This window comes from Bellilinea sp. (assembly GCF_034432615.1).
Taxonomy (GTDB): Bacteria; Chloroflexota; Anaerolineae; order Anaerolineales; family Anaerolineaceae; genus Bellilinea.
Genome location: NZ_DAOUBL010000254.1, coordinates 1 through 25,445, shown reverse-complemented (window position 1 = coordinate 25,445; position 25,445 = coordinate 1). Strand labels below are relative to the sequence as shown.

The 25,445-nt window shown below is 52.0% G+C and carries 24 protein-coding genes and 2 tRNA genes; 19 read left to right on the top strand and 7 right to left on the bottom strand.

What is annotated here, in order from left to right; genetic code table 11:
• On the bottom strand, positions 1 to 421 hold a 421-nt coding region (locus VAE48_RS11130; RefSeq protein ID WP_322793399.1), incomplete at its 3' end, for a DNA gyrase subunit A.
• 191 nt (positions 422 to 612) lie between these two features.
• Here VAE48_RS11130 and VAE48_RS11125 point away from each other — a divergent pair.
• The 12 genes from VAE48_RS11125 (at position 613) to VAE48_RS11070 (ending at position 14,533) form a co-directional block, all read left to right on the top strand.
• The gene (locus VAE48_RS11125) at positions 613 to 1,503 is read left to right on the top strand and encodes a PstS family phosphate ABC transporter substrate-binding protein (protein WP_322793398.1); all 891 of its coding nucleotides are present in this window, start codon (positions 613 to 615) and stop codon (positions 1,501 to 1,503) included.
• 4 nt (positions 1,504 to 1,507) lie between these two features.
• Positions 1,508 to 2,407 (top strand): phosphate ABC transporter permease subunit PstC, encoded by a 900-nt coding sequence (gene pstC, locus VAE48_RS11120; protein WP_322793397.1) that lies wholly within the window; start codon positions 1,508 to 1,510, stop codon positions 2,405 to 2,407.
• Positions 2,408 to 2,416: 9 nt separating this feature from the next.
• Positions 2,417 to 3,283, top strand: a complete 867-nt coding sequence (gene pstA / locus VAE48_RS11115; RefSeq protein ID WP_322793396.1) for a phosphate ABC transporter permease PstA — start codon at positions 2,417 to 2,419, stop codon at positions 3,281 to 3,283.
• 8 nt (positions 3,284 to 3,291) lie between these two features.
• On the top strand, positions 3,292 to 4,050 hold the full coding sequence (locus VAE48_RS11110; RefSeq protein ID WP_322793395.1) for a phosphate ABC transporter ATP-binding protein: 759 nt from the start codon (positions 3,292 to 3,294) through the stop codon (positions 4,048 to 4,050).
• A gap of 499 nt (positions 4,051 to 4,549) precedes the next feature.
• On the top strand, positions 4,550 to 5,758 hold the full coding sequence (locus VAE48_RS11105; protein ID WP_322793394.1) for a response regulator: 1,209 nt from the start codon (positions 4,550 to 4,552) through the stop codon (positions 5,756 to 5,758).
• Positions 5,759 to 5,775: 17 nt separating this feature from the next.
• Positions 5,776 to 6,510 (top strand): family 16 glycoside hydrolase, encoded by a 735-nt coding sequence (locus VAE48_RS11100; protein ID WP_322793393.1) that lies wholly within the window; start codon positions 5,776 to 5,778, stop codon positions 6,508 to 6,510.
• 27 nt (positions 6,511 to 6,537) lie between these two features.
• Positions 6,538 to 6,966 carry a hypothetical protein gene (locus VAE48_RS11095; RefSeq protein WP_322793392.1) on the top strand — a complete coding sequence of 143 codons (429 nt, stop codon included), beginning with the start codon at positions 6,538 to 6,540 and terminating at the stop codon, positions 6,964 to 6,966.
• Between the two features lie 28 nt (positions 6,967 to 6,994).
• A complete protein-coding gene (locus tag VAE48_RS11090; protein WP_322793391.1) occupies positions 6,995 to 10,114 on the top strand; it encodes a response regulator in 3,120 nt (1,039 codons plus the stop codon).
• Entirely contained in the window at positions 10,104 to 10,454 is a 351-nt protein-coding gene (locus VAE48_RS11085) for an Hpt domain-containing protein (RefSeq protein ID WP_322793390.1), read from the top strand. Before VAE48_RS11090 ends, VAE48_RS11085 begins: the two co-directional genes overlap by 11 nt.
• 129 nt (positions 10,455 to 10,583) lie before the next feature.
• Positions 10,584 to 11,192 (top strand): PadR family transcriptional regulator, encoded by a 609-nt coding sequence (locus tag VAE48_RS11080; RefSeq protein ID WP_322793389.1) that lies wholly within the window; start codon positions 10,584 to 10,586, stop codon positions 11,190 to 11,192.
• Between the two features lie 13 nt (positions 11,193 to 11,205).
• Positions 11,206 to 11,955, top strand: coding sequence for an ABC transporter ATP-binding protein (locus tag VAE48_RS11075; protein WP_322793388.1), 750 nt, complete (start codon positions 11,206 to 11,208; stop codon positions 11,953 to 11,955).
• Positions 11,956 to 11,977: 22 nt separating this feature from the next.
• Positions 11,978 to 14,533, top strand: a complete 2,556-nt coding sequence (locus VAE48_RS11070) for an ABC transporter permease (RefSeq protein WP_322793387.1) — start codon at positions 11,978 to 11,980, stop codon at positions 14,531 to 14,533.
• Positions 14,534 to 14,694: 161 nt separating this feature from the next.
• Here VAE48_RS11070 and VAE48_RS11065 read toward each other — a convergent pair whose 3' ends face one another.
• On the bottom strand, positions 14,695 to 15,198 hold the full coding sequence (locus tag VAE48_RS11065; RefSeq protein WP_322793386.1) for a pyridoxamine 5'-phosphate oxidase family protein: 504 nt from the start codon (positions 15,196 to 15,198) through the stop codon (positions 14,695 to 14,697).
• A 117-nt stretch (positions 15,199 to 15,315) separates the two neighbouring features.
• Between VAE48_RS11065 and VAE48_RS11060 the strand changes: the two genes are divergently transcribed.
• Positions 15,316 to 16,254, top strand: a complete 939-nt coding sequence (locus tag VAE48_RS11060) for a GNAT family N-acetyltransferase (RefSeq protein WP_322793385.1) — start codon at positions 15,316 to 15,318, stop codon at positions 16,252 to 16,254.
• A 46-nt stretch (positions 16,255 to 16,300) separates the two neighbouring features.
• Here VAE48_RS11060 and serC read toward each other — a convergent pair whose 3' ends face one another.
• Positions 16,301 to 17,368, bottom strand: a complete 1,068-nt coding sequence (serC, locus tag VAE48_RS11055) for a 3-phosphoserine/phosphohydroxythreonine transaminase (protein WP_322793384.1) — start codon at positions 17,366 to 17,368, stop codon at positions 16,301 to 16,303.
• 366 nt (positions 17,369 to 17,734) lie between these two features.
• Here serC and prpB point away from each other — a divergent pair, with 366 nt between their 5' ends.
• From prpB to VAE48_RS11030, 5 genes are all read left to right on the top strand, one after another.
• Positions 17,735 to 18,631 (top strand): methylisocitrate lyase, encoded by an 897-nt coding sequence (gene prpB / locus VAE48_RS11050; RefSeq protein WP_322793383.1) that lies wholly within the window; start codon positions 17,735 to 17,737, stop codon positions 18,629 to 18,631.
• Complete coding sequence (prpC, locus tag VAE48_RS11045; RefSeq protein ID WP_322793382.1) at positions 18,624 to 19,781, top strand: 2-methylcitrate synthase; 1,158 nt, start codon at positions 18,624 to 18,626, stop codon at positions 19,779 to 19,781. The genes prpB and prpC overlap by 8 nt, the downstream gene beginning before the upstream one ends.
• Before the next feature lie 13 nt (positions 19,782 to 19,794).
• Positions 19,795 to 21,237 carry a bifunctional 2-methylcitrate dehydratase/aconitate hydratase gene (locus VAE48_RS11040; protein WP_322793381.1) on the top strand — a complete coding sequence of 481 codons (1,443 nt, stop codon included), beginning with the start codon at positions 19,795 to 19,797 and terminating at the stop codon, positions 21,235 to 21,237.
• 53 nt (positions 21,238 to 21,290) lie between these two features.
• Positions 21,291 to 21,361: transfer RNA gene (locus VAE48_RS11035), tRNA-Cys, on the top strand.
• A 117-nt stretch (positions 21,362 to 21,478) separates the two neighbouring features.
• Complete coding sequence (locus VAE48_RS11030) at positions 21,479 to 21,652, top strand: hypothetical protein (protein WP_322793380.1); 174 nt, start codon at positions 21,479 to 21,481, stop codon at positions 21,650 to 21,652.
• 276 nt (positions 21,653 to 21,928) lie between these two features.
• On the opposite strand, the gene VAE48_RS11025 is transcribed toward VAE48_RS11030, so the two are convergent.
• The 4 genes from VAE48_RS11025 to VAE48_RS11010 form a co-directional block, all read right to left on the bottom strand.
• Positions 21,929 to 22,567 (bottom strand): dihydrofolate reductase family protein, encoded by a 639-nt coding sequence (locus VAE48_RS11025; protein WP_322793379.1) that lies wholly within the window; start codon positions 22,565 to 22,567, stop codon positions 21,929 to 21,931.
• 90 nt (positions 22,568 to 22,657) lie between these two features.
• A complete protein-coding gene (locus tag VAE48_RS11020; protein ID WP_322793378.1) occupies positions 22,658 to 23,599 on the bottom strand; it encodes an NAD(P)-dependent alcohol dehydrogenase in 942 nt (313 codons plus the stop codon).
• A 118-nt stretch (positions 23,600 to 23,717) separates the two neighbouring features.
• Positions 23,718 to 24,041: a hypothetical protein gene (locus tag VAE48_RS11015; protein ID WP_322793377.1), complete on the bottom strand. Its 324-nt coding sequence runs from the start codon at positions 24,039 to 24,041 to the stop codon at positions 23,718 to 23,720.
• A gap of 197 nt (positions 24,042 to 24,238) precedes the next feature.
• Positions 24,239 to 24,769 carry a dihydrofolate reductase family protein gene (locus tag VAE48_RS11010; RefSeq protein ID WP_322793376.1) on the bottom strand — a complete coding sequence of 177 codons (531 nt, stop codon included), beginning with the start codon at positions 24,767 to 24,769 and terminating at the stop codon, positions 24,239 to 24,241.
• Positions 24,770 to 25,188: 419 nt separating this feature from the next.
• Here VAE48_RS11010 and VAE48_RS11005 point away from each other — a divergent pair.
• A tRNA-Val gene (locus tag VAE48_RS11005) sits at positions 25,189 to 25,263 on the top strand.
• Positions 25,264 to 25,445: the final 182 nt, after the last annotated feature.

Here is a 25,445-nt window from a genome sequence, read left to right as displayed (position 1 = left end):
CCGTATCTTTGTCGATGTCGGCCAGCATTTCTTCAGCCATGGCATTCAGGCGGGCTTCGGTGTAACGCATGGCAGCCGGAGCATCACCATCAATCGAACCAAAATTGCCCTGCCCATCAATCAACGGATAGCGCATCGAAAAATCCTGCGCCATGCGCGCCATGGCGTCATAGACAGCCATATCACCGTGAGGATGATATTTACCCAGCACTTCGCCGACAATGCGCGCCGATTTTTTATAAGCGCTGTTGGCGCGTATGCCCAATTCCTGCATGGCAAACAAAATACGCCGGTGAACCGGCTTGAGACCATCGCGCGCATCCGGCAGAGCGCGCGCCACAATCACACTCATCGCATAGTCCAGATACGCCGAGCGCATCTGTTCATCAATATCTACCGGTTGTATTGTACCGATATCCATAACGCTTTCCTTCTCTTACCCAGAATGATAACCCCCTAATTATACCGCATCGGTATCATTCACCGGGGAATAGTTCTCACTCCGCCATTTTCCCAAACGGCGGGCTATGACACTTTTCCTGAAAAGTGGTGATTAAATTTATTTCGATGATTAATTTTGATTGAATATTCTGGCTTATAATTTATACAGGCATGAAACGAATAACGGTCTTCGTCATCGTCGTCATTGCAATGATCCTGACGGCCTGCACCGCCAGCGGGAGTGATCAAACCCCACCACCTTCCACTTATATACAAAACAAAGGGTCAGATACAATTGTCAATCTGGCGCTGGCGTGGGCTGAAGAATATCAGCGGCTTCATCCGGAGGTGCGCATTTCGGTTACCGGCGGCGGCAGCGGAACCGGCATCACCGCCATGATCAGTGGCACGGTGGACATTGCCAACGCCTCCCGCCAGATTAAAGAAGAGGAAATGCAAGCCGCCCTGGCGAACGGCATTGAACCGGTAGAACATGTTGTCGCCCGGGATGCCATTGCCGTCATTGTCCATCCCCAAAACCCGGTAAACCAGCTGACCATTGACCAGATCTCGTTAATTTATCAGGGTGTGATCAACAACTGGCAGGAAGTGGGGGGAGAAAATCGTCCAATTGTCCGTCTGTCACGCGAGACCAATTCGGGCACCCATGTTTATTTTCTGGAAGAGGTGATTCGCAAAGGGGATCACAACAACAAAGCCATCTTTTCGGCAGATACTCTTTTACTGCCCTCATCCGAAGGCATCATCGCCGAAGTCAGTGATAACCCCAACGCAATTGGTTACGATGGGCTGGGTTATGTTACCGAGCATGTCAAAGTGCTGGCAATTGGTACTCAGCCACAGGGGCCGTTTGTCTTGCCTTCCATTGAAACGGTCAACAGCGGAGCCTACCCAATTTCTCGAGATTTATACATGTACACCCGCCGGGATGCTCCCCCTCTGGTGGGTGAATACCTGAATTGGATCCTCAGTCCTCAGGCGCAGGATATTGTTTCACGCCTTGGATTTGTGCCAATCGTTACACTCAGCGCAGGAAACTAGCCCAATGAAATTGAGCCGCACAACTTTCGGTGAACGGATCATCAACAGTTTGATTATCCTGGCGGGCTATTCCAGTATTTTGTTCGTCGGGCTGATCCTTGTTTTCCTGCTGCGGGAAGGGTTACCTGCCCTGAATGACGTTCCGCTAAAAGATTTGTTCGGCAGCCGCTGGTATCCTATCGAAAAATATTTTGGCATTCTTCCGCTCATCAGTGGTTCAATTCTGGTCACCGTTGGCGCAATTTTGATCGCCGTACCATTTGGCATTGGCACAGCTGTCTTTCTCTCTGAATTTTCTCCGCCCTGGTTGAGAAATCTCTTAAAGCCGATTATTGAGATTCTGGCAGGTTTACCATCGGTTGTGCTGGGTTTTCTGGGCATTCAAATTGTGGCGCCATTCTTCCGCCGCTTCTTTGACCTGCCCACCGGATTGACTGCCTTCACCGGCGCAGTGCTTTTGGCACTGATCTCCCTGCCGACCATTGTTTCCATTGCCGAGGATGCCCTGAACACGGTACCCCCTGCTTACCGACAAGGTGCGCTGGCGCTGGGGGCAACCAACTGGCAGACTGCCTGGGGCGTGACCGTACCCGCAGCCCGTTCCGGTTTGTTGACAGCGCTCATGTTGGGAGTCGGCCGTTCGATTGGTGAAACAATGGCGGTCATGATGGTAACCGGCAACGCTCCGGTCTTGCCTGGCGGCCTGAATGCCCTCTTTATGCCAGCCCGAACCATGACGGCTACCATCGCCTCTGAAATGGGTGAGGTCGCAACCGGTTCTCCACACTATCATGTCCTCTTTTTTATTGGCATCATTTTGTTCCTCATTTCTTTAGTCGTCAATCTGGTAGCATCATCCCTCACGCTGCGCAGCCGAAAACGCTCCGAACGTTTGCTTTCCTGAGGATGAACGATGAAAACAATTGAGTATTCCCGGAAAATGAAGCAGGTTGAGGTAATGGGCATCAATTTACTGCGCCTGATCACCCTGCTTACTGCCCTGCCCGTTATCGGGGTTATCGTTTTTATTCTCATCCGTGGTTTGCCAGCTATTTCGTGGGAATTTTTAACCCAAATGCCTCAGGACGGCATGCGTGCCGGCGGCATTTTACCGGCGATCATGGGCACTATCTACCTGACGGTGGGAACAGCCATTTTCTCTGTTCCGCTGGGGGTGGCTGCCGGCATCTATCTGGCTGAATATGCCAGCGATAATCCTGCAACCCGGCTGATCCGCATCGCTATCATCAATCTGGCCGGCATCCCTTCCGTTGTATATGGGTTGTTCGGGTTGGGATTGTTTGTCCTTTTCTTACGCTTGGGTACCAGTATTCTGGCTGCGTCTTTGACCCTCTCGATCATGACCCTGCCGGTCATCATCAGCACCACTGAAGAAGCTCTCCGTTCGGTGCCCAATGCCTTTCGTGTGGTCAGCACCTCACTGGGTGGTACCCGCTGGCAGACCACCTGGCGAATCACGCTTCCACAGGCCATGCCGGGCGTGATCACCGGTATCATCCTAGGGCTGGAACGCGCCGCCGGCGAAACCGCCCCGATCCTCTTTACCGGTGCCGCTTTCTTTTTACCACGTCTGCCATCCTCTCCCATGGATGCCACGATGGCCCTGCCCTACCACATTTTTGTCATCTCCACATCTGTACCGGGTATGCCGCTGCAAATCCAGTATGGGACAGTTTTGGTGCTGCTGGTATTTGTGCTGGGTATGAATTTGATTGCAACCCTCATTCGCAACCGCGCCCGGGCTCGCCGCCAATGGTAAACCAAACCATGCAAAGTAAAATTTCAGTCCAGAATCTGACCCTGGTTTACTCTGATGGCGTAGAAAGCCTGACCGACATCAGTGTTGAAGTGATTGCCAATGCGGTCAACGTGTTTTTTGGGCCGGCAGGCGGCGGCAAGTCATCTTTGTTGCGCGCCTTTAACCGCTTGAACGACCTTGCCGATGTGCGTCATTTGAGCGGAAAAATCTGGTTCAATGGCAAAAATATCCTTGATCCGGATACGGACGTGATCGAACTGCGTCGAAAAATTGGTATGGTCTTTTCTCGTCCGGTTCCGCTGCCGTTGACGCTCTGGGAGAACGTCGCCTACGGTTTGCTGCTGGCCGGCGAAAAGAACAAAAGCCGGCTGGACGAAGCAGTTGAAAAAGCCTTGCGGCTGGCAGCCCTGTGGGATGAAGTCAAAGACCGCCTTCATGACCCCGCCAGTGCCATTTCCGGCGGACAGCAGCAACGGTTGTGTCTGGCACGGGTGCTGGCGCTGGAACCAGAAGTAATCCTGCTGGATGAACCCACCTCAGCACTGGATCCGGTCTCAACCGCCAAAATTGAGTATTCGCTTTTGGAACTTAAAGAAAAATACACAATTGTGCTGGTTCCTCATAACGTTCAGCAGGCAGCACGCGTTGCCGATTACGCTGCCTTCTTCCTGCAAGGCCGCCTGATGGAATACGGTATTGGAAAGCAGCTGTTTGTTTCCCCCAGGGTCAAAGAAACCGAGGATTATGTTACCGGCCGGTTTGGTTAATTCGCCTTGTGGTAAAAATCCCTTTCAGTCCAGGAAAACTAATTCCGGCAGGTCATTTTCCTTTCAAAGGATTAGGGAAATACCCACCGATTTACCGGGCGGTTGAGCAGAAGCTGACCCGGGTTGCTCCATCAACACCTGGGTGGTGAGACTTTTTTCACGGGTACGCATCACAGTCTGAAATCAGTTGTTAGACGGCCGCAGGAAGTGCCGCCAGCGGATGAGCGGCTTGCGGCGCAACCCAACAGGTTATTTCATTTCATCCAGCTTGTTTTTTGTTGCCTCCCCATTGACTTTTCCTTCAACTGCCGGCGATGGATGGGGTCTGCAATGGTCATCTTGGCTGCTCTGCTCAAAACTATACAAATTTATGGACTGAAGGGGTAAAAAAAAAGCCCGAATCTCCCTAACAAAACTGAAAATATTCTTTACAAAGATGTTACGGAGTATTCAATGCCCGGTCGGTATAATTTTTTTAAGTAAAAGAGGAGGCGACGCTATGCGTGAAAAAATCTTCATTGTGGATGACAATGAAGTCAGTCGTAAATTGGTGGGGGGTGTCCTCAAAAAAGAGGGGTATGAGGTTTATGCCGCTGCCAGCGCCACCGAAGCGCTGGCAGCCATTCCAAAGGTCATGCCGGACCTGGTAATTCTGGACGTGATGATGCCTGAAATGGATGGGTATCAGCTGTGCCGCAGGTTGAGAGACCGTCCCGAAACTGCCCGGCTGCCGATTTTGATTTTAACTTCCCTGAATCAATTGGAAGAACGGCTGAAAGCCTTTGAAGCCGGCGCAGATGACTTCATCCCTAAACCATTTCAACCGCAGGAATTTATTGCCCGGGTGCAGGTTGCATTGCGTCGTTCTTCTTTTTATCTGCCAGCCCCTGCAAAAACTCAGGCACAAACCATCGCCATCTTTTCGTTACGAGGGGGTATTGGGGTCTCTTCCATTGCCACCAACACGGCAATCGGACTGAGCCAGTTGTGGAAAATGCCGGTGACCCTGATAGATCTGGCGTTGGATAATGGAATTTCGGCGTTGATGATGGATTTACCCTTGCGTCACAGCTGGGCGGAATTATCCCACATCAAAGCGGAAGAGATTGATACCGAAGTCATCTATCAGATTCTGCTGAAACATCCATCCGGCCTGAGTGTGCTGGCTGCACCGCGCCGGCCGTACGAAGCCGAATTACTGATTGGTGAACAGGTCAAACAGGTGTTGAGCCTGCTGGCAAAACAAAATGAATACCTTGTTCTTGACCTGCCGCATAATTTTTCAGAAACAACCCTCGCCGCTCTGGATCAGGCAGATCAGATTCTGCTGGTGCTCTCTCCGGAGCTGGCAGCCGTACAATGTACCAGTATTGCGCTGGATGTGTTTGCCAAAATTGGATATTCGCCAGAAAAAGTAAAACTGGTTCTCAACTGGAACTTCAAAGGCAGGGGGCTGCCCAGAGAAGAAATTGAAAAAGTCCTTCAAAAGCGGATTGAGATTGTGCTGCCTTTTGCCGGGGATGAACTGATCAACGCCTTGACGATGGGCAAACCGCCGGTATGGGAAGCACCGGAAAGCGCGCTGGGCGGCCTGTTTGAGGATTTTACCTTTTACTGGAGCAAGACGGAACATAAAAAGAATCCACCAAAGCCGTATTCTGAGGCACTGGTTCGGGTTCAAAAGCGGATGAAAGCCAGGCAAAAATGACCCATCTGGAGGTGCACATGAGAAAAAACAGGGTTGAATCGGGACAGGGGCTACTGGAATATGGGTTGATCCTCGTTCTGGCAGTGGTGGCATTAATTCTGATCTTACAGATTTTCGGCATTTCCCTGCGGGATGTGTACTGCGCGGTAGTCAGCATTTTTTCCAACAGCGGCACCTGCGCGGTTGCTGCAAAACCAAAAGCAATTTGTGAGGATGACTTTTCACAAGGTATGGGTGGCTGGCAAAATCAGTTCGGAAGTACCCAACTCAGCCCCAGCGGTTTTTGCTGGAGCGGAGCAACTCAAACCTTCAACACCTGTTCCATGAAAAACGAATTGAAGGACTATGTCATTCATCTCGAAGATGTGGTCATTAATCAGGGCTCCGGGTTTGGGGTGTTTTTCAGGACAACCTTTGGTCAGCAAGGCGCATCGGGATATATTTTTCAATATGATCCGGGAATGAAGAATTATGGGTCGCCGAACGGATCTTTCCTGATTCGCCGTTGGATGAACGGTAAGGAAATCTGGAAACCAATCGCCCAAAGCGATATTCCGACTGATTTTGCGGTTTACAAAACCCCACATGATATTGACATTGTCGTTCAAGGGGCAAACATTACGGTGTTGATTGATGGCAAAAAAGTTTTGGAAGCAACTGATCACGTCTATAAAAATGGCGGCGTTGGCTTTCGCTCCTGGAGCAACACAACTGCCTGCACCAGTCATTTTTCTATTCTGGAAGTAAAGTAAGCCGCGCGATGGTTGGGGAGGTTTGGCATGAATTTTGAACAGTCGCCTTCACTTAAGGATTTCAAGCACGGATTGCAGGAAGACCTGCCGCCCAAAAAGCGGCTGAGCCTGCCGCAACTGGTCATTCTGGTTTTACTGGTTACGGTCATTGGATTGTCGGTGGTTGTTTTCGTCCGCTCCGATAACCAGCAGCTGGTTCGCGGCGTCGGCAGCATCAGGGGCATTGTTGTGGATGAACGGGGGCAGCCTTTTCAAGCCGAAATCTACATTTTGGGTAGCGAAATCTTTTCCAGAGCAGACAGCAACGGCTACTTTGAGATCAGCGGTGTGCCGGCCGGTAAGCAGTACCTGATTGTGGCAGATGAGCGTGTCGGGCACGAATTTCAAATCGCCGTTCTACCGGGCGAGGTGCTGGATGTAGGCACTTTGCGGTTCGTCTCAACAGCAACTCCGTGACCAGACGAGTGAAGGAGCAATAATCCGCATGAAATCCGATGTTTTAAAAAAACGGTTAGCCATCCAATACAGCCTGACGGGCTTTGCACTCGGGTTAATCTTCCCGGTTTTTGCCCTTCTGCTCGAATTTTCGAACGTACGGGATTATTCCGGCTGGTATTCAATCGTTCGGCTGTACTCCGAAAGCCGGATCGTCTGGGTGGTTTCCTGCGCGCCGCTGATCCTTGGTGTGGTATTTTACCTGTTGGGCCGACAAAAAGAGATGGTAATGGTGGTTAATCAAAAACTGGAAGAAACCGTTAACCAGCGTGTTAAGCAGCTCGATCAGGCCTTTAAAACGCAGTACGTACTTAATCAATTGCTGCAACTTTCTTTGCAGAATCTGCCTTTAAAAGAAACATTGACCCAATCGCTAGACCTGATTCTGGAACTGCCGGTGCTTGCCTCCGCCAAACAGGCCGGCATCTTTTTGTATGATAAAGCCACCAACAGCCTCAGAATAGTAGCAGAGCGTTACCTTGACCCGAATGCCGGGCAGTTTTGCCGCCTGGTGCCGGATGGCTACTGCCGCTGCGGGGCTGCCATGCGCAGCCATGACATTCAGTTTGTCACCTGCCAGAATGAAATCAGTTCCATCCAGCGCGATCATTTTCATGGCAATCTGTATGTGCCGGTTGAAGTGGATGGGGAATTGGAGGCAGTACTGGCAGTATATGTTGACGAGAATACCGTCAACGATGAAACATGGAATCCGTTGGATCTCGAAACGGTAGCCGGTGACCTGGCTACGATTTTGAAAAATCGCCTCAATGAAGAAAAATTACGGCTTCAAAGTGTCATTCTCAACCATATCGCCAACGCCGTCCTGCTGGCTGACACAGACGATCGGGTAATGTGGGTCAATCCCGCTTACTGCCGGTTGACCGGTTATGCGCCCGATGAGGTGATTGGGAAGAAGTTGGGGTTTTCCCGTTCCGGTGCACATGATGATGAGTTTTACCTTCAAATTCGAGAACAGGTCTTAAAGGGCGAACCTTGGCAGGGGGAACTGATTGAAAAGAAGAAGGATGGAGGATTGTTCATCAATCAGCAGACAACCATTCCAATTCTCGCTGAGGATGGACAGGTAAAGTATGTGGTTTCGGTCATGGAGGATATTACCGAACGGCGCAAGGCAGAAGATGAAATCCGCCGTCAGAAGCGCTATTTTGAAACGCTGGTGGAAAACAGCCCGGTGGCAATTGTGACACTGGATCACAAACATTGCATCACGGGCTGCAACCCGGCCTTTGAAGAGCTGTTCGGTTATCGTTTGAGTGAGATCGAACACAAGAATATTGACGATCTCATCGTTCCCGAGGATGAAATCCAACAGGCAAAATCTTACAGCGCTACAGTCGTCAGTCTGGGAAAAGTTCACTCGCTGGGGCAGCGCAAGCGTAAAGACGGCAGTCTTGTGGATGTGGAAATTTTCGGTGTGCCGGTGGTAGTGGACGGACAGCCCATCGGTGTGCTCGGCATTTACCATGACATTAGCGAATTGTTGCAAGCCCGGCGGCAGGCCGAAGCCGCAGCGCAGGCAAAAGCAGAGTTTCTGGCAAATATGAGCCACGAAATCCGCACCCCCCTGAATGCCGTAATTGGGATGACCAGCCTGTTATTAGATACACCGCTCAACGCCGAGCAGAAAACCTTTGTCGAAACCATCCGCACCAGTGGCGACTCATTGCTCACCATCATCAACGATATTCTGGACTTTTCAAAGATCGAAGCCGGCAAGATGGTCATGGAAAAACAGCCCTTCTATTTGAGCGACTGCATCGAGTCAGCCATGGACCTGCTGGCCTCGAAAGCCTCAGAGAAGGGACTTGACCTGTCTTATCTGATACAGGAGAATACGCCTAATCGTCTGATAGGGGATGTCACCCGTCTGCGGCAGGTGCTGGTGAATCTGCTCTCCAATGCCGTCAAATTCACCCCACAGGGTGGCGTTTTCATCACGGTTGAAGCTGCTAAAGTTGAATCTGCTGAGGAAGACAAAATCTACCGCGTTCATTTTGCGGTACGCGACACTGGCATCGGCATCCCGCCGGAGCGGCTTGACCGCTTGTTCAAGCCGTTTTCTCAGGTGGATGCTTCAACCTCGCGCAAGTTTGGCGGCACAGGATTGGGCTTATCCATCAGCAAACGCCTGGTGGAGATGATGGGTGGGGAAATATGGGTGGAAAGCGAGTTAGGCAAAGGCTCAACTTTCCACTTTACCATTCAGGCTGAAGCCTCGCCGGTCACCCGCGTGCTGCCATACCAGATTCAAAGCGATGATCTGGCAGAGCGCAGCATTTTGATTGTGGACGACAACGCCATGAACCGCATGATCATCTCCCGCCAGACCTCACGCTGGAAGATGAAACCCTATTCTGTTTCCAACGGTAAAGAAGCCCTCGAATTGATTCGCAACGGAGAGGTGTTCGACCTGGCGTTGATTGATATGCAAATGCCGGAGATGGATGGGATCATGGTTGCCGAACAAATCCGCCAACTGCCGCAAGGTAAAAACCTGCCCATGGTTCTCTTTACTTCGTTGGGTTATAAACCAGCCTCCGCCACACAGGAGTTGTTTTCAACCGTACTTTACAAGCCGCTCAAACCAATCCAGTTGTATGAAACAATCCTGTCGGTATTGAACAATAAACCACGCTCACAACCAAAAAAGCACACTGCACCGGTGATTGATCACACTTTTGCCCAACAATATCCACTGCATATCTTGCTGGCGGAGGACAATCTGGTCAATCAAAAAGTGGCAACCGGTATTTTACAACGCATGGGTTACCATGTGGATGTGGCAGCGAATGGGCTGGAAGTGCTGGAAGCCCTGCGCCGCCAGCAATATGATGTTGTGCTGCTGGATGTTCAAATGCCTGAAATGGACGGTGAAGAAGCAGCCCGTGAAATATGCCGCCGCTACCCGCCCGAGCAGCGTCCAATCTTGATCGCCATGACTGCCAATGCGCTGGAAGGGGATCGCGAACGCTATCTGGAACTGGGAATGGATGACTACATTTCAAAACCGATCCGGGTTGAGGACCTGATGCGCGGGTTGGAAAGTGCCTACCAAAAAATTAAGCGAGGTGAACATGTCTCTTGATCTGAGTACGTTGAACTCCTATCGGGATTTTATGGGTGAAGATGCGGATCGTTTCATTGAGGATATTATCCGTTCTTATCTCAGCGATGCCCCCAAACTGCTGGAGACCCTCAAAGAAACCATGGCAAGCGGTGATGCAGCCCGTTTTGTGCGTTCCGCTCATACGCTGAAATCAAACAGTGCAACGCTGGGGGCTTCACAGCTGGCGGTATTGGCGGCCGAACTGGAGCAGGCCGGCAAGACAACCCCCCTGCAGGAATTAGCCGGGCAGGTTTATTCAACCGCGGAAGAATTGAGCAAAGTGCTGCAGGCATTGCAGCAATATCTGGCAGGGGAATGACGGAGTAATTACCATTTCGGTCAAGGCAATTAACCGGCTCTCTTTTGATTCGACTCAATTCCCTTGACAAAAATATTCATCGGTTTTATATTTTCTCGAAATTTGGTAAACCGGTGAGTATTTTTAATTATGTCTGTTCGGAATGCCCTTTTAGGTTTGCTTTGCCAGCGCAGCCGCTATGGTTATGAGCTGCTGCAAGCCTTTCAGGCTGTGATGGGCGGAAGGGAAACCTGGGAGCTGAAACCGGCTCAAGTTTACACCACCCTGACCCGCCTGAAAGAAAGCGGCCTGATCGTAGAAGAAACCGTTGAAGGCGAAGAGGATGTGGCAAAGCGTTGTTACGCCATCACGCCCGCAGGGCGAGAGGAACTGCGCCGCTGGTTTGAGTCGCCGGTCAAGGTGGAGCACCAGCGGGATGAATTTTTTTTGAAACTGATGTTGGCTCTGGCAACCGGTCAATCGGATCCACGACGGTTGATTTACCTGCAGCGCACCAGTTTGTTTCAGGAATTGCACCGCTTGACGGCGCTGCGTATGGAATTGGATCCTTATTCCTCGCTGGCGCACATCCTCTTACTGGATCAGGCGATTATGCACCTTGAAGCCGATTTGCGCTGGTTGGACATGATCGAGAGTCGGCTGGATGAGGTTCTCAAACAGCCGGTGCCGCAACCTGAACTGCGCCCGCGCGGGCGGCCGCCCAAACAGCCCAAAACTTCACATTCAACATCCACTTAAATTTGGAGGCAACATGAATCACCCCATTGTAACTGCTCAGGCTCTGACAAAAATATACGGTCATGGAGCAACCGCAATCCATGCGTTGAACGGCATAAACCTTTCAATCCAGCCCGGCGAATTTGTGGCTGTGATGGGACCCAGCGGCTGTGGAAAATCCACCCTGCTGCATTTGATCGGAGGGTTGGATCGTCCCAGCTCCGGGAAGGTCCTGTTTGATGGTCAGGATTTGACTACGCTCAGTGATGATGAGGTTACTGCCATTCGCCGGCGAAAGATGGGCTTTGTTTTTCAATTCTTTAATCTGATACCGGTGTTGACCGCATTGGAAAATACCGCCCTGCCAATCATTTTGGACGGGATACACCCCGCTGAAGCACGTCAACAAGCGCAGGAGTGGCTGGAACAGGTTGGTCTGGGGCATCGTTTGCATCATCACCCTTCCGAACTTTCCGGCGGAGAGCAACAGCGAGTGGCTATTGCCCGTGCACTGGCAAGCGATCCGGCACTGATTCTGGCTGATGAACCCACCGGTAACCTTGACTCACGCGCTTCGGAGGAAATTGCCACCCTGCTCAGGCAGATCTCCTCAACATGGAACCGCACCATTCTCATGGTGACCCATGATGCACGCATTGCTGCTTACGCCGACCGGATTGTTTTCCTCAAAGACGGCAAAATCGTGGATGAAACTGTTCTGGAACACCGCAATGGCGATCAAGCCGATGCCGTGCTGGATAAAATGCGGGAAATTGGTGATTGACACCCGAAAAAAGGAGCGCGCAATGAACCTGTATTTGACTCTGGCATGGAGATATTTAAGCGGACGCAAATTACGTACTGCTCTGACCACCCTGGCAATTACCTTTGGGGTACTGGTCATTTTCGGCATGAATACTTTTCTGCCCACCTTCGTCAAAGCCTATCAAACTCAGGTGATGGCGGTGGCCGGGCAGGTGGATGTGACAATCACACACAAAACCGGTGAAGCCTTCGATCCTTCCGTGTTGGATAAAGTGCGGGCAGTGGAAGGGGTAGAGGTCGCCAGCGGCTCGCTGGAACGAATCATCAACCTGCCGGCCGATTACTTCGATAAAGACCCCCAAGCCTTTGACCGAATCACAGCACTGATTTTGAAAGGGGTTGATCCGCTCGCAGGGCGCCAGATGATCGCCTACAACATTGTTGAAGGGCGGTTCCTCGAACCCGATGATCGTGGAGCAGCGGTCATCACCCGCTCGCTGGCTCGCGAAATCGGCTTAAAGCTGGATGATACCCTGGCGCTGCCGACCGCCACCGGCATAGCCGAATTAAAAATCGTCGGTATCCTGCCGGAACGAATGACGCCCGGCAACGAAGAAGTGCTGGTAACTCTGGGCGAAGCCCAGCGTTTGATGAATATGCCGGACAGGATCAACATCATTGACGCCAATTTTGGCACACTGGATGAAGCCCGCCGGGCCGACATTCAAAAACGCATTACCGAAACGCTGGGTGATCAATTCAAGATTGGGGCATTGGAAACCGGCTCGGAAATCTATACCAACCTGAAGAACGCTCAATTGATATTTGTGCTGATGGGCTTCCTGGCGCTGTTGATGGGTGGATTCATCATCTTCAACACATTCCGTACCATCATCGCAGAGCGCCGCCGTGATATTGGCATGCTGCGCGCGCTGGGTGCTAACCGCCGTACCATCCGCTGGTTAATCATCACCGAAGGGCTGCTGCAGGGAGTGATCGGCACTGCTGCGGGGCTGGTGTTGGGTTATTTGTTTGGATTGCTGGTTTTACAGTTGATTGTGCCAATCAGCAAGCAGTTTTTAAACATCACCGTCGGTGCGCCAGAGGTTTCACCGGTTCTGCTGATCACCTCGATTGTACTCGGCGTGGGCATCACGGTTGTCGCCGGTCTGATCCCGGCTTACTCAGCCTCACGGATCACCCCGCTGGAAGCCCTGCGCCCGTCTTTGGGAAAGGTCAATTTCAAGCGGGTTGCCAGTGTGTCGTTTTGGGCTGGGGTGGTACTGATGGCGCTGGCCGCCGGGATTTTGTTCAGTCAGCAGGCCGCTTTGATTGGACTGGGGGCAGTGATGTTCATCGTTTCCCTCATCCTCATGGCACCAGCCCTGATCAATCCGATAGCGGTGATGTTTGGCAGCCTGCTGGCGCTGATCTTCGCGCGCCATGGGACGGCGCAGTTAGCCGAAGGCAACCTCACCCGCCAGCCGGGACGCGCCACCGTAACCGCATCAACCACCATGATTGCCCTGGCTGTGGTGGTGATGATGGCTTCCATCCTCTCGTCGGTTGCGCTGACCTTCACGCGGATTATGGAAAAAAGTCTGGGCAGCGACTACCTGCTGGTACCGCCCACCCTGGCAGTGTGGGGTTCGAATACCGGCGCTTCGCCGATGCTGGCCGAAGATTTGCGCCAGATTGAGGGGGTGGAACTGGTCAGCACGCTGCGGTTTGCCGCCGCCCAGATTGGGGATATTACTGTGGGCGTGCTGGGGATTGACCCGGACGCCTACCTCCAGATGGAATCGCTGACCTTCACAACCGGCGATCCGATCAGCGCTTTTCAGGCGCTCAAAACCGAACGGGCGATGATCATCAACGGCGTGCTGGCAACCGCAACCGGTATACAGGTGGGAGATGAAGTCGAACTGGTAACGGCCAGCGGCAAAAAGACCTACCGGGTGGTGGGACTTGCCACCGATTACCTGAACGCCAAGACAACCACCGCTTACATCTCCCAGGCCAACATTGCACTGGACTTTGGACGACAGGAGGATGTGTTTTTCCAGATCAATCTCAAGCCCAATGCCGACCGGGAAAAGGTGGAAAGCGCTTTGATGACCCTGCTGAAGGATTATCCGCAGTTCAAACTGTTGAACGGCAAGGCGTATGTAGAAGAAAATGCGCGCATGTTTGACGCAGTTTTCATCGCCATGTACGCCATGGCTGCCTTCCTCGCCATCCCATCGTTGATTGCAATGGTCAATACCCTGGCCATTGGCGTGCTGGAACGCACCCGTGAAATTGGCATGTTGCGCGCAGTAGGCGCCAACCGCCGGCAGGTGCGGGCGATCATTCTCTCAGAGGCTTTAATTCTGGCAGCGATTGGCACAGCATTTGGCATTTTGGCCGGTCTTTACATGGGGGTGATGTCTGTCAAGGCCTTCGAGGCGATGGGATTCCCAATGCAGTATATCTTCCCGGCTTCCGGTATTCTGGCTGCCCTTGCAGTCGGGCTGTTGTTCGGTGCGCTGGCTGCCATTGTGCCAGCCCGTCAGGCAACCCGGCTGGATATAGTCGAAGCCCTGCGGTACGAGTAGGTGAGAAAAAATCTGGCGGAGGGCTGGATCATAAAGACCCAGCCCTTTTTATGGTTAACCGCCGTGATGTTTGAGTATTCACTCCTGAAAGCAGAAATGTTTGAGGAGTCAATCCGAAGAAGTAATCCGAGGGATTTAAAAATATTTTCGCGCAGGCGATCTCATTCGTCAAAACGCCAGCGCGTGGCACTGGTGGGAAAACTGGCTTCCCGCCATGCAAGAACCTTGTAGGGTTTGGCGGCGTAAAAAATGGTTACTTCGGTTAACTCACTTTCGTCCGAGAAAACAGCGTATTTTTGACTATAGGTCTTCAGCACGCGGCTCAACAGTTGCGGGTCGCTGATCTGTTGAGCCCGACATTCAATGATGACCACCTCATCTCCGCTCTCCAGATGAACAACAAGGTTTGGATTGCGACCCAGGTTGTGGGCTTTAACCGAGTGGATATCTGTACCAAAATAAAAGCAATTCTCCTGCCATACACCCCAAACCGGCATGACATGCGGACGCCCATCTTTGCGAGTGGTACACACCCAGTAATTGCGGGCTTCAATCATCTGGTTCTGAACCCACTCCCATTCCAGCTGACCGGCGGCATTTTGTGAAAGACCATAACTTTCCGGCATATTCGGGCGGCCAATGGATGGTAGTTGAGAACTGGTCATCGGTTTTCCTTTCTTTTGAACAGACTGGAGTGACGAAATATAGTAGAACGGGGTTTAATGAGTGAATACACCCCATTGTAACCGTTAGCGGAGTAAAATAGAACAAGAGGTGGCCTTATGGACAGTGAAAATGCGGGAAAGGCCTGGATGACCTGGCGCGGACTTCAGGCTGAAGATGAACCGAAATTAAGAGAACTGGATCGTGCCTGCAAACAGGCAGACGGCGATGAATGGGTCAGCAATCTGGTGGGGGATGCGCTGGCAGCCATGCAGGAACATGTGGACAATACCTTTTGTGCCGCCGGCGAAGAAATCCTCATGGCGGTGGGTTGGATTCAGCTGCTGCCTTCCTCAGAGAACGAGCAGCAGGTGATACTGGGCGGAAGAGTTCATCCGCTTTACCGACGGCGCGGATTGGGCACTTTGTTGTTGGAATGGCTGGAAAATCGTGCCAATCTGGTCAGCGGGTATCACCGCATCCGACGGTTGATTATCCGCAACGAAGCCCTGACAGCCGATGCACATTCCATTTATGTTCAGTCCGGTTTTACTCCCATTTTTGCGGAAAATATGATGGTCTGCTCTCTGGAACACAGCCCGCCCGCAGACCGGCTGCCTGAAACGTATCGCTTGGTGAACTGGACAGCAGAGACCGCTCCGCTGTTTTACCGGGCCTATTGTGATGCTTTTTACGACCGGGCCGCATCGTTTGACCCGCTGGAAAAATGGATTGCCGAATACGAAGGTGACACTGATTTTCTCCCCCATTCGTCCTGGCTGGCGATCAGCGAGGATAATCGCCCTGTGGCGTTTGTAACTGCCGGGCAGATGGGAAAGATGGCATGGATCAGTCAGACCGGCGTTGTCCCACAACTGCGCGGCCAGGGGGTAGCCTTTGGTCTGCTGGCACATGCTCTGCGTCATTTTCAACAGGTGGGCTATCCTGAAGTTGGGCTGCATGTCAATGTCAACAATCCGGCGGCCATTCGCCGTTTTTACGAACTGGGCTTTCGCCGCCGCCTCACCCGTGCACGTTATGAGAAAACCGCCCTGTAAAAAAAAGCCCCCCGCTTGAAGCGGGGGTTTCTTTACTTGGTTTGGTTTAGTGGTTGGCTTCAAATTCCCGCATGCAGTCCACCAGTGCCTGCACGCTTTCCAGCGGTAAGGCATTGTACAACGAGGCGCGGAAACCGCCTACCGAACGGTGACCTTTGATGCCCACCATACCTTTACTTTTGGCAAAATCGGCAAATTCGGCTTCCAGATGCTCGTAGCCCGGCGCCATCACAAAGCAGACATTCATCCGTGAGCGGTCCTCTTTTACAACCGTGCCGACAAATAATTTGTTGCGGTCAATTTCGTTGTAGAGCAGCTCGGCCTTGGCTTTGTTCCGCTTTTCCATCTCGACCAGCCCGCCTTGTTCTTTCATCCAACGCAGAGTGAGGAGAGCAGAGTACAGGATGACCACCGGCGGTGTATTGTAAAGGGAATTATTTTTGATGTGTGTGCGGTAATCCACCATGGTTGGCAGCGGGCGGCTGACCTTGCCAAGAATGTCTTCCCGCACAATCACAAATGTCAATCCGGCGGGGGCCAGGTTTTTCTGCGCCCCACCGTAAATTAAGCCGTATTTGGATACATCAACCGGGCGGGAAAAAATATCCGAGGACATATCCGCCACCAGCGGCACGGGTGAATCCAGGTCGGTGAGAATTTCGGTACCGTAAATGGTGTTATTGGTGGTGATGTGGAAATAATCCGCATCTTCGGGAATAGTAAATTGCTTTGGAATATAAGTGAAGTTTTTATCTTCCGAAGAAGCCACCGCCTCAACCGGGCCGAACAACTTGGCTTCCTTATAGGCTTTTTGTGCCCACTGACCGGTGATCAAGTAAGCGGCTTTCTTCTCAAGGAGATTATAGGGAACGTGGAAAAACTGGGTGCTGGCGCCGCCGCCTACAAAAATGACGGCATAACCTTCGGGAATGTTCAGCAGCTCTTTGAACAGGGCAACGCACTCATTGACTACGGCTTCAAATTCTTTGCTGCGATGAGAGATTTCCAAAATGGAAAGCCCTGTACCGGCAAATTCGTGGATGGCTTTGGCGGTTTCTTCAATGGTATATTGCGGGAGAATTGAGGGTCCGGGATTGAAATTATGCTTTTTCATTCGATCCGTCCTTTTGGGTGATTGAAAATGATTTGTCGTGATTCTGGCAGGAAGAAATGACCTTATTAGATTATAGGATGAATTGGGCTGCATGACATAGTGAAAGAAATCCCGACTTCTACCCTCTTTAATCAGATGTCAGACATTAACCATCTTGAAATGACAAAATTGTCGGACAAGGGGGTTAAAAAACTTCATTCGAAATGGTGAATTTTGCACTAATCCGATGAAATTAATTGACTTTGAATCATCGAGTTGGTATCATTAAAGTAACCCGTTGGGGTGCAAATGGTTACGGTTCTTAAGAATAAAACAACCGCCAGGTGCACAACGACCGTCATCTACTAAACCAAACAGGAGGCGACCGTGCAATTATCTCCCTCTGCCGGCGAGCGTTTTCGGGAGGCGATGAAGAAGGAAAGACCTTTACAGGTGGTGGGAGTAATCAATGCCTACGCGGCTTTACTGGCGGAACGGGCTGGTTTTCAGGCAATTTACCTTTCGGGCGGGGGTGTTGCAGCGGCTTCATTGGGAGTTCCCGATTTGGGCATCACGACACTGGAAGATGTTTTGATGGATGCTCGCCGCATTACCGATGCGTGTTCATTACCGTTGCTGGTGGATGTGGACACCGGCTTTGGAAGTGCTTTTAACATTGCCAGGACGGTGCGTTCGCTGATCAAAGCCGGAGCAGCTGCCATGCACATTGAAGATCAGGTGCAGGCCAAGCGTTGCGGTCATCGCCCCGGTAAAGCGCTTGTGCCGCCTGAAGAGATGGAAGATCGCATCAAGGCAGCGGTGGATGCGCGTAGCGATCCTTCCTTTGTCATCATGGCGCGTACCGATGCACTGGCAGTTGAGGGGTTGGAATCGGCGCTGGAGCGCAGCCGCCGCTATGTCGAAGCCGGCGCGGATATGATCTTTGCCGAAGCAGTGACTGAATTAGGAATGTATGCGGAATTTGTACGGGCTGCCGGCGTGCCGGTTTTAGCCAACATCACCGAATTTGGGAAGACCCCGCTGTTCACCACCCATCAACTTGCCGAAGTGGGGGTTGAGTTGGTGCTTTATCCACTTTCTGCTTTCCGGGCAATGAGTGCGGCAGCATCAGCAGTTTATCAGATCCTGCGGCGGGATGGAACCCAGCAGGCAGTGTTGGGAATGATGCAGACTCGGGCGGAACTGTATGAGGTTTTGAACTATTACGCTTACGAAGAAAAACTCGATCAACTTTTTGCCAAGGAGAGGAGAGACGATGAGTGATCAGGTGTTGGAAAAGAAGGATGCCAAGAAGAAATCGGTTGCCCTTTCGGGGGTTCCGGCTGGCAACACCGCAATCTGCACGGTGGGTACACTGGGGCATGACCTGCGCTATCGTGGATATGATATCAATGATCTGGCGGAGTATTCGACCTTTGAAGAGGTGGCGTACTTGCTGATCTATGAAAAACTGCCGGTTGCCAATGAGTTTGACCGCTACCGGCGGCGGCTCAAGACGCTGCGCGGTTTGCCGGCCCCGGTAAAAGCCGTGCTGGAGCAGATTCCCGCAGCCGCTCACCCCATGGACGTTTTACGCACGGGCTGCTCCATTTTGGGGGCTACGCTGCCTGAGCGCGAGGATCATCCCGTAGAGGGAGCGCGTCATATTGCTGACCGTCTGCTGGCCATTTTCCCCTCCATGCTGACCTACTGGTTCCACTACTCGCATCACGGACGGCGGATTGAAGTGGAAACGGACGACGATACGATTGCAGGTCACTTTTTGCATCTTCTCCACGGGCGCAAACCCAGCGAGTTACACGAGCGAGCCCTGGATATTACGCTCATCCTCTACGCCGAACATGAATTTAACGCCTCAACATTCACCGGCCGGGTCATTGCCGGCACAGGTTCAGATATCTATTCTGCGATTACCGGCGCAATTGGCGCTTTAAAAGGATTCAAACACGGCGGCGCCAACGAAGGGGCAATGGAAGTCATCGAGCGTTATAAATCACCTGAGGAAGCCGCAGAAGATGTCCGCCGCATTTTGGAGAATAAAGGGATTATCCTCGGGTTTGGGCATCCGGTTTACACCATTTCCGATCCGCGCGCCAAGATTTTGAAAGGGCTTTCATGCTCATTATGCAAAGATTTTGGCGACGAGACCATGTGCGATATTGCCGAAAAGATTGAAGACGTCATGTGGGAGCAGAAGCGCATGTTCCCCAATCTGGACTGGTACAGTGCGGTTGTCTATCACATGCTCGGCATACCGACATTCATGTTCACACCCTTGTTTGTGATGGCGCGTACTGCCGGTTGGGCGGCGCATGTCATCGAACAGCGGCTGGATGGGAAAATTATCCGTCCTTCGGCAAATTACATTGGTCCAGAACCGCGCGAATACGTCCCGATTGAAAAACGCATATAACGGCAGCAGAACCATGAGCGAAGCAATGACCAATCTTCGTCCCCAGCCGGATGACGTGCTGGTACAAATTGCCGATTATGTGCTGAATACAGAAATTACCAGTACCGAAGCGTACGACACTGCCCGACTGTGCCTGATGGATACGCTGGGCTGCGGTCTGGAAGCCCTCTCCTACCCTGCCTGTACCAAATTGCTTGGCCCGATTGTGCCCGGCACGATTGTTCCCAACGGAGCCCGCGTACCGGGCACCCAATTCGTCCTCGATCCGGTCACAGCTGCTTTTAACATCGGAGCAATGATCCGCTGGCTGGATTTCAACGACACCTGGCTGGCCGCTGAATGGGGTCATCCTTCGGATAATCTGGGTGGCATTCTGGCAACCGCGGACTGGCTTTCGCGCACAGCGGTGGCGAATGGCAAACTACCTCTGACCATCCGGCAGTTGTTGACCGCCATGATCAAAGCCCACGAGATACAGGGGGTTCTGGCCCTGGAAAACAGTTTCAATCGGGTTGGGCTGGATCACGTCATTCTGGTCAAGGTTGCCAGCACAGCGGTGGTAACCGCCATGCTGGGGGGCACGAAAGACGAGATCATCAACGCCCTCTCCAATGCCTTTATTGATGGCCATCCGCTGCGTACTTATCGCCATGCCCCAAACACCGGTTCACGCAAATCCTGGGCAGCGGGAGATGCCACCAGTCGCGCGGTACGCCTTGCGCTGATGGCGGTCAAGGGGGAAATGGGGTATCCTTCCGCCCTGACAGCCAAAACATGGGGTTTTTATGACGTACTTTTTCGCGGGCAATCGTTCAAGCTGTCGCAGCCATTCGGTTCGTATGTGATGGAAAATGTGCTTTTCAAGATTTCCTTCCCGGCCGAGTTCCATGCACAGACAGCAGTAGAAGCAGCCTTTCAACTTCATCCGCTGGTGCGCGACCGGCTGGAAGAGATTGAAAAAGTGGTGATCACCACGCACGAGTCGGCCATCCGCATCATTGATAAACGCGGGCCGCTGTATAACCCCGCCGACCGCGACCACTGCATTCAATATATGACTGCTATCGGCTTGATTTATGGGGAATTGACTGCCCGGCATTACGAAGATGAAGTCGCTGCCGATCCGCGCATTGATGATTTGCGCGCAAAGATGGAAGTGGTAGAAAATCCAAAATTCAGCCGGGACTACCTCGACCCGCAAAAGCGTTCGATTACCAATGCGGTGCAAGTCTTTTTCCGCGATGGAAGCTCCACCGACCAGGTGGTAGTCGAATATCCGATCGGCCACCGCCGGCGGCGCGCGGAGGGGATTCCGCTGTTGATTGAAAAATTTAAGGTCAATCTGGCTCGTCGTTTCCCGCCAAAGCAGGCAGCCCAAATTCTGTCGGTCTGTCAGGATGCCAACAGACTGCAGGCGATGCCGGTCAACGAATGGGTAGATTTGTTTGTTATTTAAGGTTTGGCTTGACCAAAGCGGGGTTGTTGAGTAAAATCTTTTTTGCAAGTTTTGGCGACGTGGCCAAGTGGTAAGGCAAGGGTCTGCAAAACCCTGATCACGGGTTCAAATCCCGTCGTCGCCTCTCAAGTAAGCACTTTACCCGTTTCTATTTCTTTTAGTCACAGGGATTCCATCCCTTTGACGAGCAGCGCACCCGATGCACCCCTGGGTGCGTTTTGTGTTTGTTCAGAGATCAGGCATGGTCACGCTTCCCTCACTCATTCCACTTTCCGAAGCCACCCGCCAGCACGGGCTGGAAGAAGCCTATTTGCACCAGATGGTTGAGAAAGGCAAAATTAGGGCTGCAATGGTTACGGGTGAGATGGTCGTAAGCGAAGACGAAGTAAAAGAACGCGCGTCAAACGAACGTTAATAAAGCCATCACTGATCGTCATTAGGACACAGGTATCTTCAAGACCCGGGATTCTCGCGATTGCTTCGGCTAAGCGTGCCGCTTTTCCCAACGATCTGACACGAAAGACAGCCGTTGCGCCTCCATGTAGTACAACCCAATCATCGATGCCCTCCGCAGAAAGAAACTCCCGCCAACCCTGTTCGCTCATGCTTATCGTCTCCTATCCTGTCACTCGCCAAACACTCCAGTTTGGTGGCGGGACGCCGTCCGCCGCAACCGGTTGTCAGACCACCCTCACTGACGCACATAGCGCAAGTGCGTGGCGGTTGGACTATCAAGCACCCTGTCAATGCGAAACTGCGGCAAGGGTTCGCGCAGGTTCTCGAACAGACGCCGCCCGCTGCCGAACAACACGGGCGTCAGGGCGATTTCCAGCTCGTCAATGACACCCATGTTCAAATACTGTTGGATCACGTCTGCGCCGCCTGCAATTCGAATATCACGACTGCCCGCAGATTCCCGCGCCAGCTCAAGTGCCCGCTCCGGTCCGTCATTGATGAAGTAAAAGGTCGTCCCACCGGGGCGCACCCAGGGTTCGCGCTTCTCATGGGTAAGAACGTATACCGCTGTGTGAAACGGAGCCTCCTCCGGCCAGCCGCGCTCTCCACCTTCAAACATGCGCTTGCCCATAATGTTGGCACCGATGCGCTCCGTGGTGCTGCGAAGCAGGTCATTGACCGGGCCGGTCTCTCCACCTGGTCCGAGCTTGAGGTTCTCGCGGATGTACTCTTGATTGAGAGCCCAGCCCATCAGCGCACCCCACTTGGCGCCCCAGTTCTTGTACTCAGGCTTGTCCCAATTCTCCATGGTCATTCCTTCCGGTGCCATGTAGCCATCGAGGCTAAGCCCAATATTGACGAATACTTTACTCATGATTCTCCTCTCGCACGATTGGATTTCAGCATAACGGATGGGTTCAGCCGACACGCTGCGCTTCACTCCACGTGCGGCTGCAGCCCGTGGTTAGGTTTTGCTACCGTATCCCATCGTGATGACGACATTCCCCTTTTTGTGCCCTTTTTCAACATACCTGTGAGCCTCGGCGGTCTGTTCTAACGAGTAACTTCTATCAATGACTGCTCTTATCTTTCCCACCTCAATAAGCTCTTTGAGCAAAATGAGCTTTTCGGTCTCTTCGCTTGTCAGGGATTTGACGGTTAGAGAGATCCCGTTCTTCGTCAGAGAGCTTTTACCGCGTGAAGAGGATATCTTGCCAACCGCATCAAAAACAATCTCATAGGTTTCGCCGCTCTGGGTGAAATCCTCTTGAGTGTAATCAATTACCTTATCAGCCCCCAGAGATCTTACAAGATCTAAACTTGAGGTGCTGCATACCCCGGTTACTTCTGCCCCAAAATGGTACTTGGCAATTTGTACCGCAAAGGTACCTACACTTCCAGAAGCGCCATAGATAAGGACTTTTTGTCCCCTCTGGATATTTGCCGTTTTCAGAAGATGTAACGCTGTCATACCCCCAATAGGAACAGCGGCGGCTTCCTCATAGGTAATGTTCGCAGGTTTTTTGGCCACCACTCCTTGCTTCCATTCTTCGGGCAGACATACATATTCGGCATAAGCGCCAGCTCTTAAGCCAGTGGTTGTTCCAAAAACTTGGTCACCCTTCTTAAACAGTTTTACATCTTTGCCAACCGCTTCAACCTCCCCGGACACCTCATATCCCAGGATAGTCTTTTTGGGTTTTGTGAGGCCAAACATTATTCGCAGCGCGAGAGTCCACAGTGTGGAATCCGGGTGTTTTCCGCTTCGCACTACCACCGTTCCTGCTGATACGGTTGTCGCATATACTTTTACCAGTATTTCATTGTCCTTGGGCACAGGTTTTTCTACCTCTGTTAGCTGAAGAACATCCGGCGGCCCATATTCTGTGTATACAATCGCTTTCATGAGTTTTCTCCGATACTTCTTTGTCCGTGAATGAAGAATAGAATTCCCAAAACATACTTGTCGAAAGAGCAGTTGCTTCTCATGGCAATCCACTTCGGATCTTAATCGAATCGCACCTCTAAACTGCCCATTTCAATGCATACCAGACCGTCAGTGCATTAAACACAAAGCTTACAAGGAGCAGAAATCTGTCGTACGTTCCAAGGTATCCAGAAAATCCGAAGAGATTGAAAACAACAAGCAATACCGGAACGATAATGTTCGCCCAGCGAATGGCGGGATGCTTTAACGTCAGGGTCAGCACAAGCATAACAATCGGAATCAGCATCAAAGCTGCCACAAACAACCACATCCCCTGAGATGGTTTTGTACCTAAGATTTCTCCTGGTGTAATGTGACCGGCAAATATTCGCAGCACATCCCCCAAAAGATAGGTCAACATTACCGCTGTCCATAATCCTGAAAGTATTATCCTCGTATCTAATATGATTGGCTCTCCTTCATTGTCTACTGAAATAGGGTTTGCAAAACCCAACAATGCGATTCAGTGCCCGTCCGCCGCAACCGGTTGGTAGACCTCGGTTAGCCCTCGCCAAAAACCACGTTTTAGCAGCAATGGCCTTCCTGAGGGTTGTGAAATTAAGCAGGAACATAGACCAATCGGATCACATCCTCGTCAATCCGATCATTGGTGATGAGGCGGAGCGGCGGTCGGGGTCCGGCGAAATAGGGCTTACCGTGACCCAGCACGACGGGGTGCAGGTAGATCCGATACTCATCGATGAGGCCAAGCTCGGTGAGGCTGTGCGCCAGGCTCGGACCGGCAACTTCGATTTCCCCGTCACGTTCCGCCTTCAGCTTGCGAATCGAGCTCGCGAGATCACCTTCGACAAGCGCGGCATTCGGGCCGACCGAGTTCAACGTGCGCGAGACGACCCATTTCGGCTGCTTCCGCCACGCAGCCGCGAAGGCCTGTTCTGCCGCATCCCATTCAGGATGCTCGTCGTCCCAGTAACGCATGACCTCGTACATTTGGCGACCGTAGACACTGCCCGCCTGCCCTTGAGTCTCCTCAATGAAGTGGCGAAAGAGCGTGGGGCGTGGCGCAAACATCATATGGTCGACGTAGCCGTCCAGGGACTGATTCATTCCGAACACGAGTTTAGCCATATCCTGTTCCTTCCCTTGCACGCGTCACACCACTACATGTCGTCTAACTTTAATTTGTACGGGTTTCTGATATACTGCACTTTTTGACGTATATCTATTTCCAAAACCCGCGTTACACAGCGATTTATAGTGGGTTATCTAAAACCATCAGCATCTAAAATCTATTCATAATATTACATTTATAGACAAAAAATGTCAATAATACGACACCCAATCAATGCCACTGCAAAACCCTGATCACGGGTTCAAACCCCCATGAGGGGGCACTGTTCCGTCGTCGCCTCTCCTTTTTGAAGGGTTCAAATTGCTGCTGTCTGGGTTTTGGGCATATCCCGAACCCCACTTAGAGGAACATTTTTAATAAGCTAACGCGAAATCTTGCCTGTGGCGGAAAATCCTGCTATAATCTAGGTCACCCAGGGCGCGTAGCTCAGTTGGTCAGAGCGCACGGTTCACATCCGTGAGGTTCGGGGGTTCGAGCCCCTCCGCGCCCACCTGACAGCACCCCATAACGGGGGTGTTTTTTTGGCTCGGGCGTCCCCATGGGGTGATGTTATTCGAGCCCCTCCGCGCCCACCTGACAGCACCCCATAACGGGGGTTTTTTTTTAGGCTCGGGCGTCCCCATGGGGAGATGTTATTCGAGCCCCTCCGCGCCCACCTGACAGCACCCCATA

Bases quoted from the DNA above. Each gene is read 5' to 3' on its own strand.
- VAE48_RS11105 (WP_322793394.1), top strand. From the start codon at position 4,550: ATGCGTGAAAAAATCTTCATTGTGGATGACAATGAAGTCAGTCGTAAA.
- VAE48_RS11090 (WP_322793391.1), top strand. From the start codon at position 6,995: ATGAAATCCGATGTTTTAAAAAAACGGTTAGCCATCCAATACAGCCTG.
- VAE48_RS11070 (WP_322793387.1), top strand. From the start codon at position 11,978: ATGAACCTGTATTTGACTCTGGCATGGAGATATTTAAGCGGACGCAAA.
- VAE48_RS11025 (WP_322793379.1), bottom strand. From the start codon at position 22,567: ATGAGTAAAGTATTCGTCAATATTGGGCTTAGCCTCGATGGCTACATG.
- VAE48_RS11075 (WP_322793388.1), top strand. From the start codon at position 11,206: ATGAATCACCCCATTGTAACTGCTCAGGCTCTGACAAAAATATACGGT.
- VAE48_RS11020 (WP_322793378.1), bottom strand. From the start codon at position 23,599: ATGAAAGCGATTGTATACACAGAATATGGGCCGCCGGATGTTCTTCAG.
- VAE48_RS11125 (WP_322793398.1), top strand. From the start codon at position 613: ATGAAACGAATAACGGTCTTCGTCATCGTCGTCATTGCAATGATCCTG.
- pstA (WP_322793396.1), top strand. From the start codon at position 2,417: ATGAAAACAATTGAGTATTCCCGGAAAATGAAGCAGGTTGAGGTAATG.
- VAE48_RS11110 (WP_322793395.1), top strand. From the start codon at position 3,292: ATGCAAAGTAAAATTTCAGTCCAGAATCTGACCCTGGTTTACTCTGAT.
- VAE48_RS11010 (WP_322793376.1), bottom strand. From the start codon at position 24,769: ATGGCTAAACTCGTGTTCGGAATGAATCAGTCCCTGGACGGCTACGTC.
- VAE48_RS11085 (WP_322793390.1), top strand. From the start codon at position 10,104: ATGTCTCTTGATCTGAGTACGTTGAACTCCTATCGGGATTTTATGGGT.
- VAE48_RS11060 (WP_322793385.1), top strand. From the start codon at position 15,316: ATGGACAGTGAAAATGCGGGAAAGGCCTGGATGACCTGGCGCGGACTT.
- VAE48_RS11065 (WP_322793386.1), bottom strand. From the start codon at position 15,198: ATGACCAGTTCTCAACTACCATCCATTGGCCGCCCGAATATGCCGGAA.
- VAE48_RS11080 (WP_322793389.1), top strand. From the start codon at position 10,584: ATGTCTGTTCGGAATGCCCTTTTAGGTTTGCTTTGCCAGCGCAGCCGC.
- pstC (WP_322793397.1), top strand. From the start codon at position 1,508: ATGAAATTGAGCCGCACAACTTTCGGTGAACGGATCATCAACAGTTTG.
- VAE48_RS11100 (WP_322793393.1), top strand. From the start codon at position 5,776: ATGAGAAAAAACAGGGTTGAATCGGGACAGGGGCTACTGGAATATGGG.
- prpC (WP_322793382.1), top strand. From the start codon at position 18,624: ATGAGTGATCAGGTGTTGGAAAAGAAGGATGCCAAGAAGAAATCGGTT.
- VAE48_RS11030 (WP_322793380.1), top strand. From the start codon at position 21,479: ATGGTCACGCTTCCCTCACTCATTCCACTTTCCGAAGCCACCCGCCAG.
- VAE48_RS11015 (WP_322793377.1), bottom strand. From the start codon at position 24,041: ATGTTGACCTATCTTTTGGGGGATGTGCTGCGAATATTTGCCGGTCAC.
- VAE48_RS11040 (WP_322793381.1), top strand. From the start codon at position 19,795: ATGAGCGAAGCAATGACCAATCTTCGTCCCCAGCCGGATGACGTGCTG.
- VAE48_RS11095 (WP_322793392.1), top strand. From the start codon at position 6,538: ATGAATTTTGAACAGTCGCCTTCACTTAAGGATTTCAAGCACGGATTG.
- serC (WP_322793384.1), bottom strand. From the start codon at position 17,368: ATGAAAAAGCATAATTTCAATCCCGGACCCTCAATTCTCCCGCAATAT.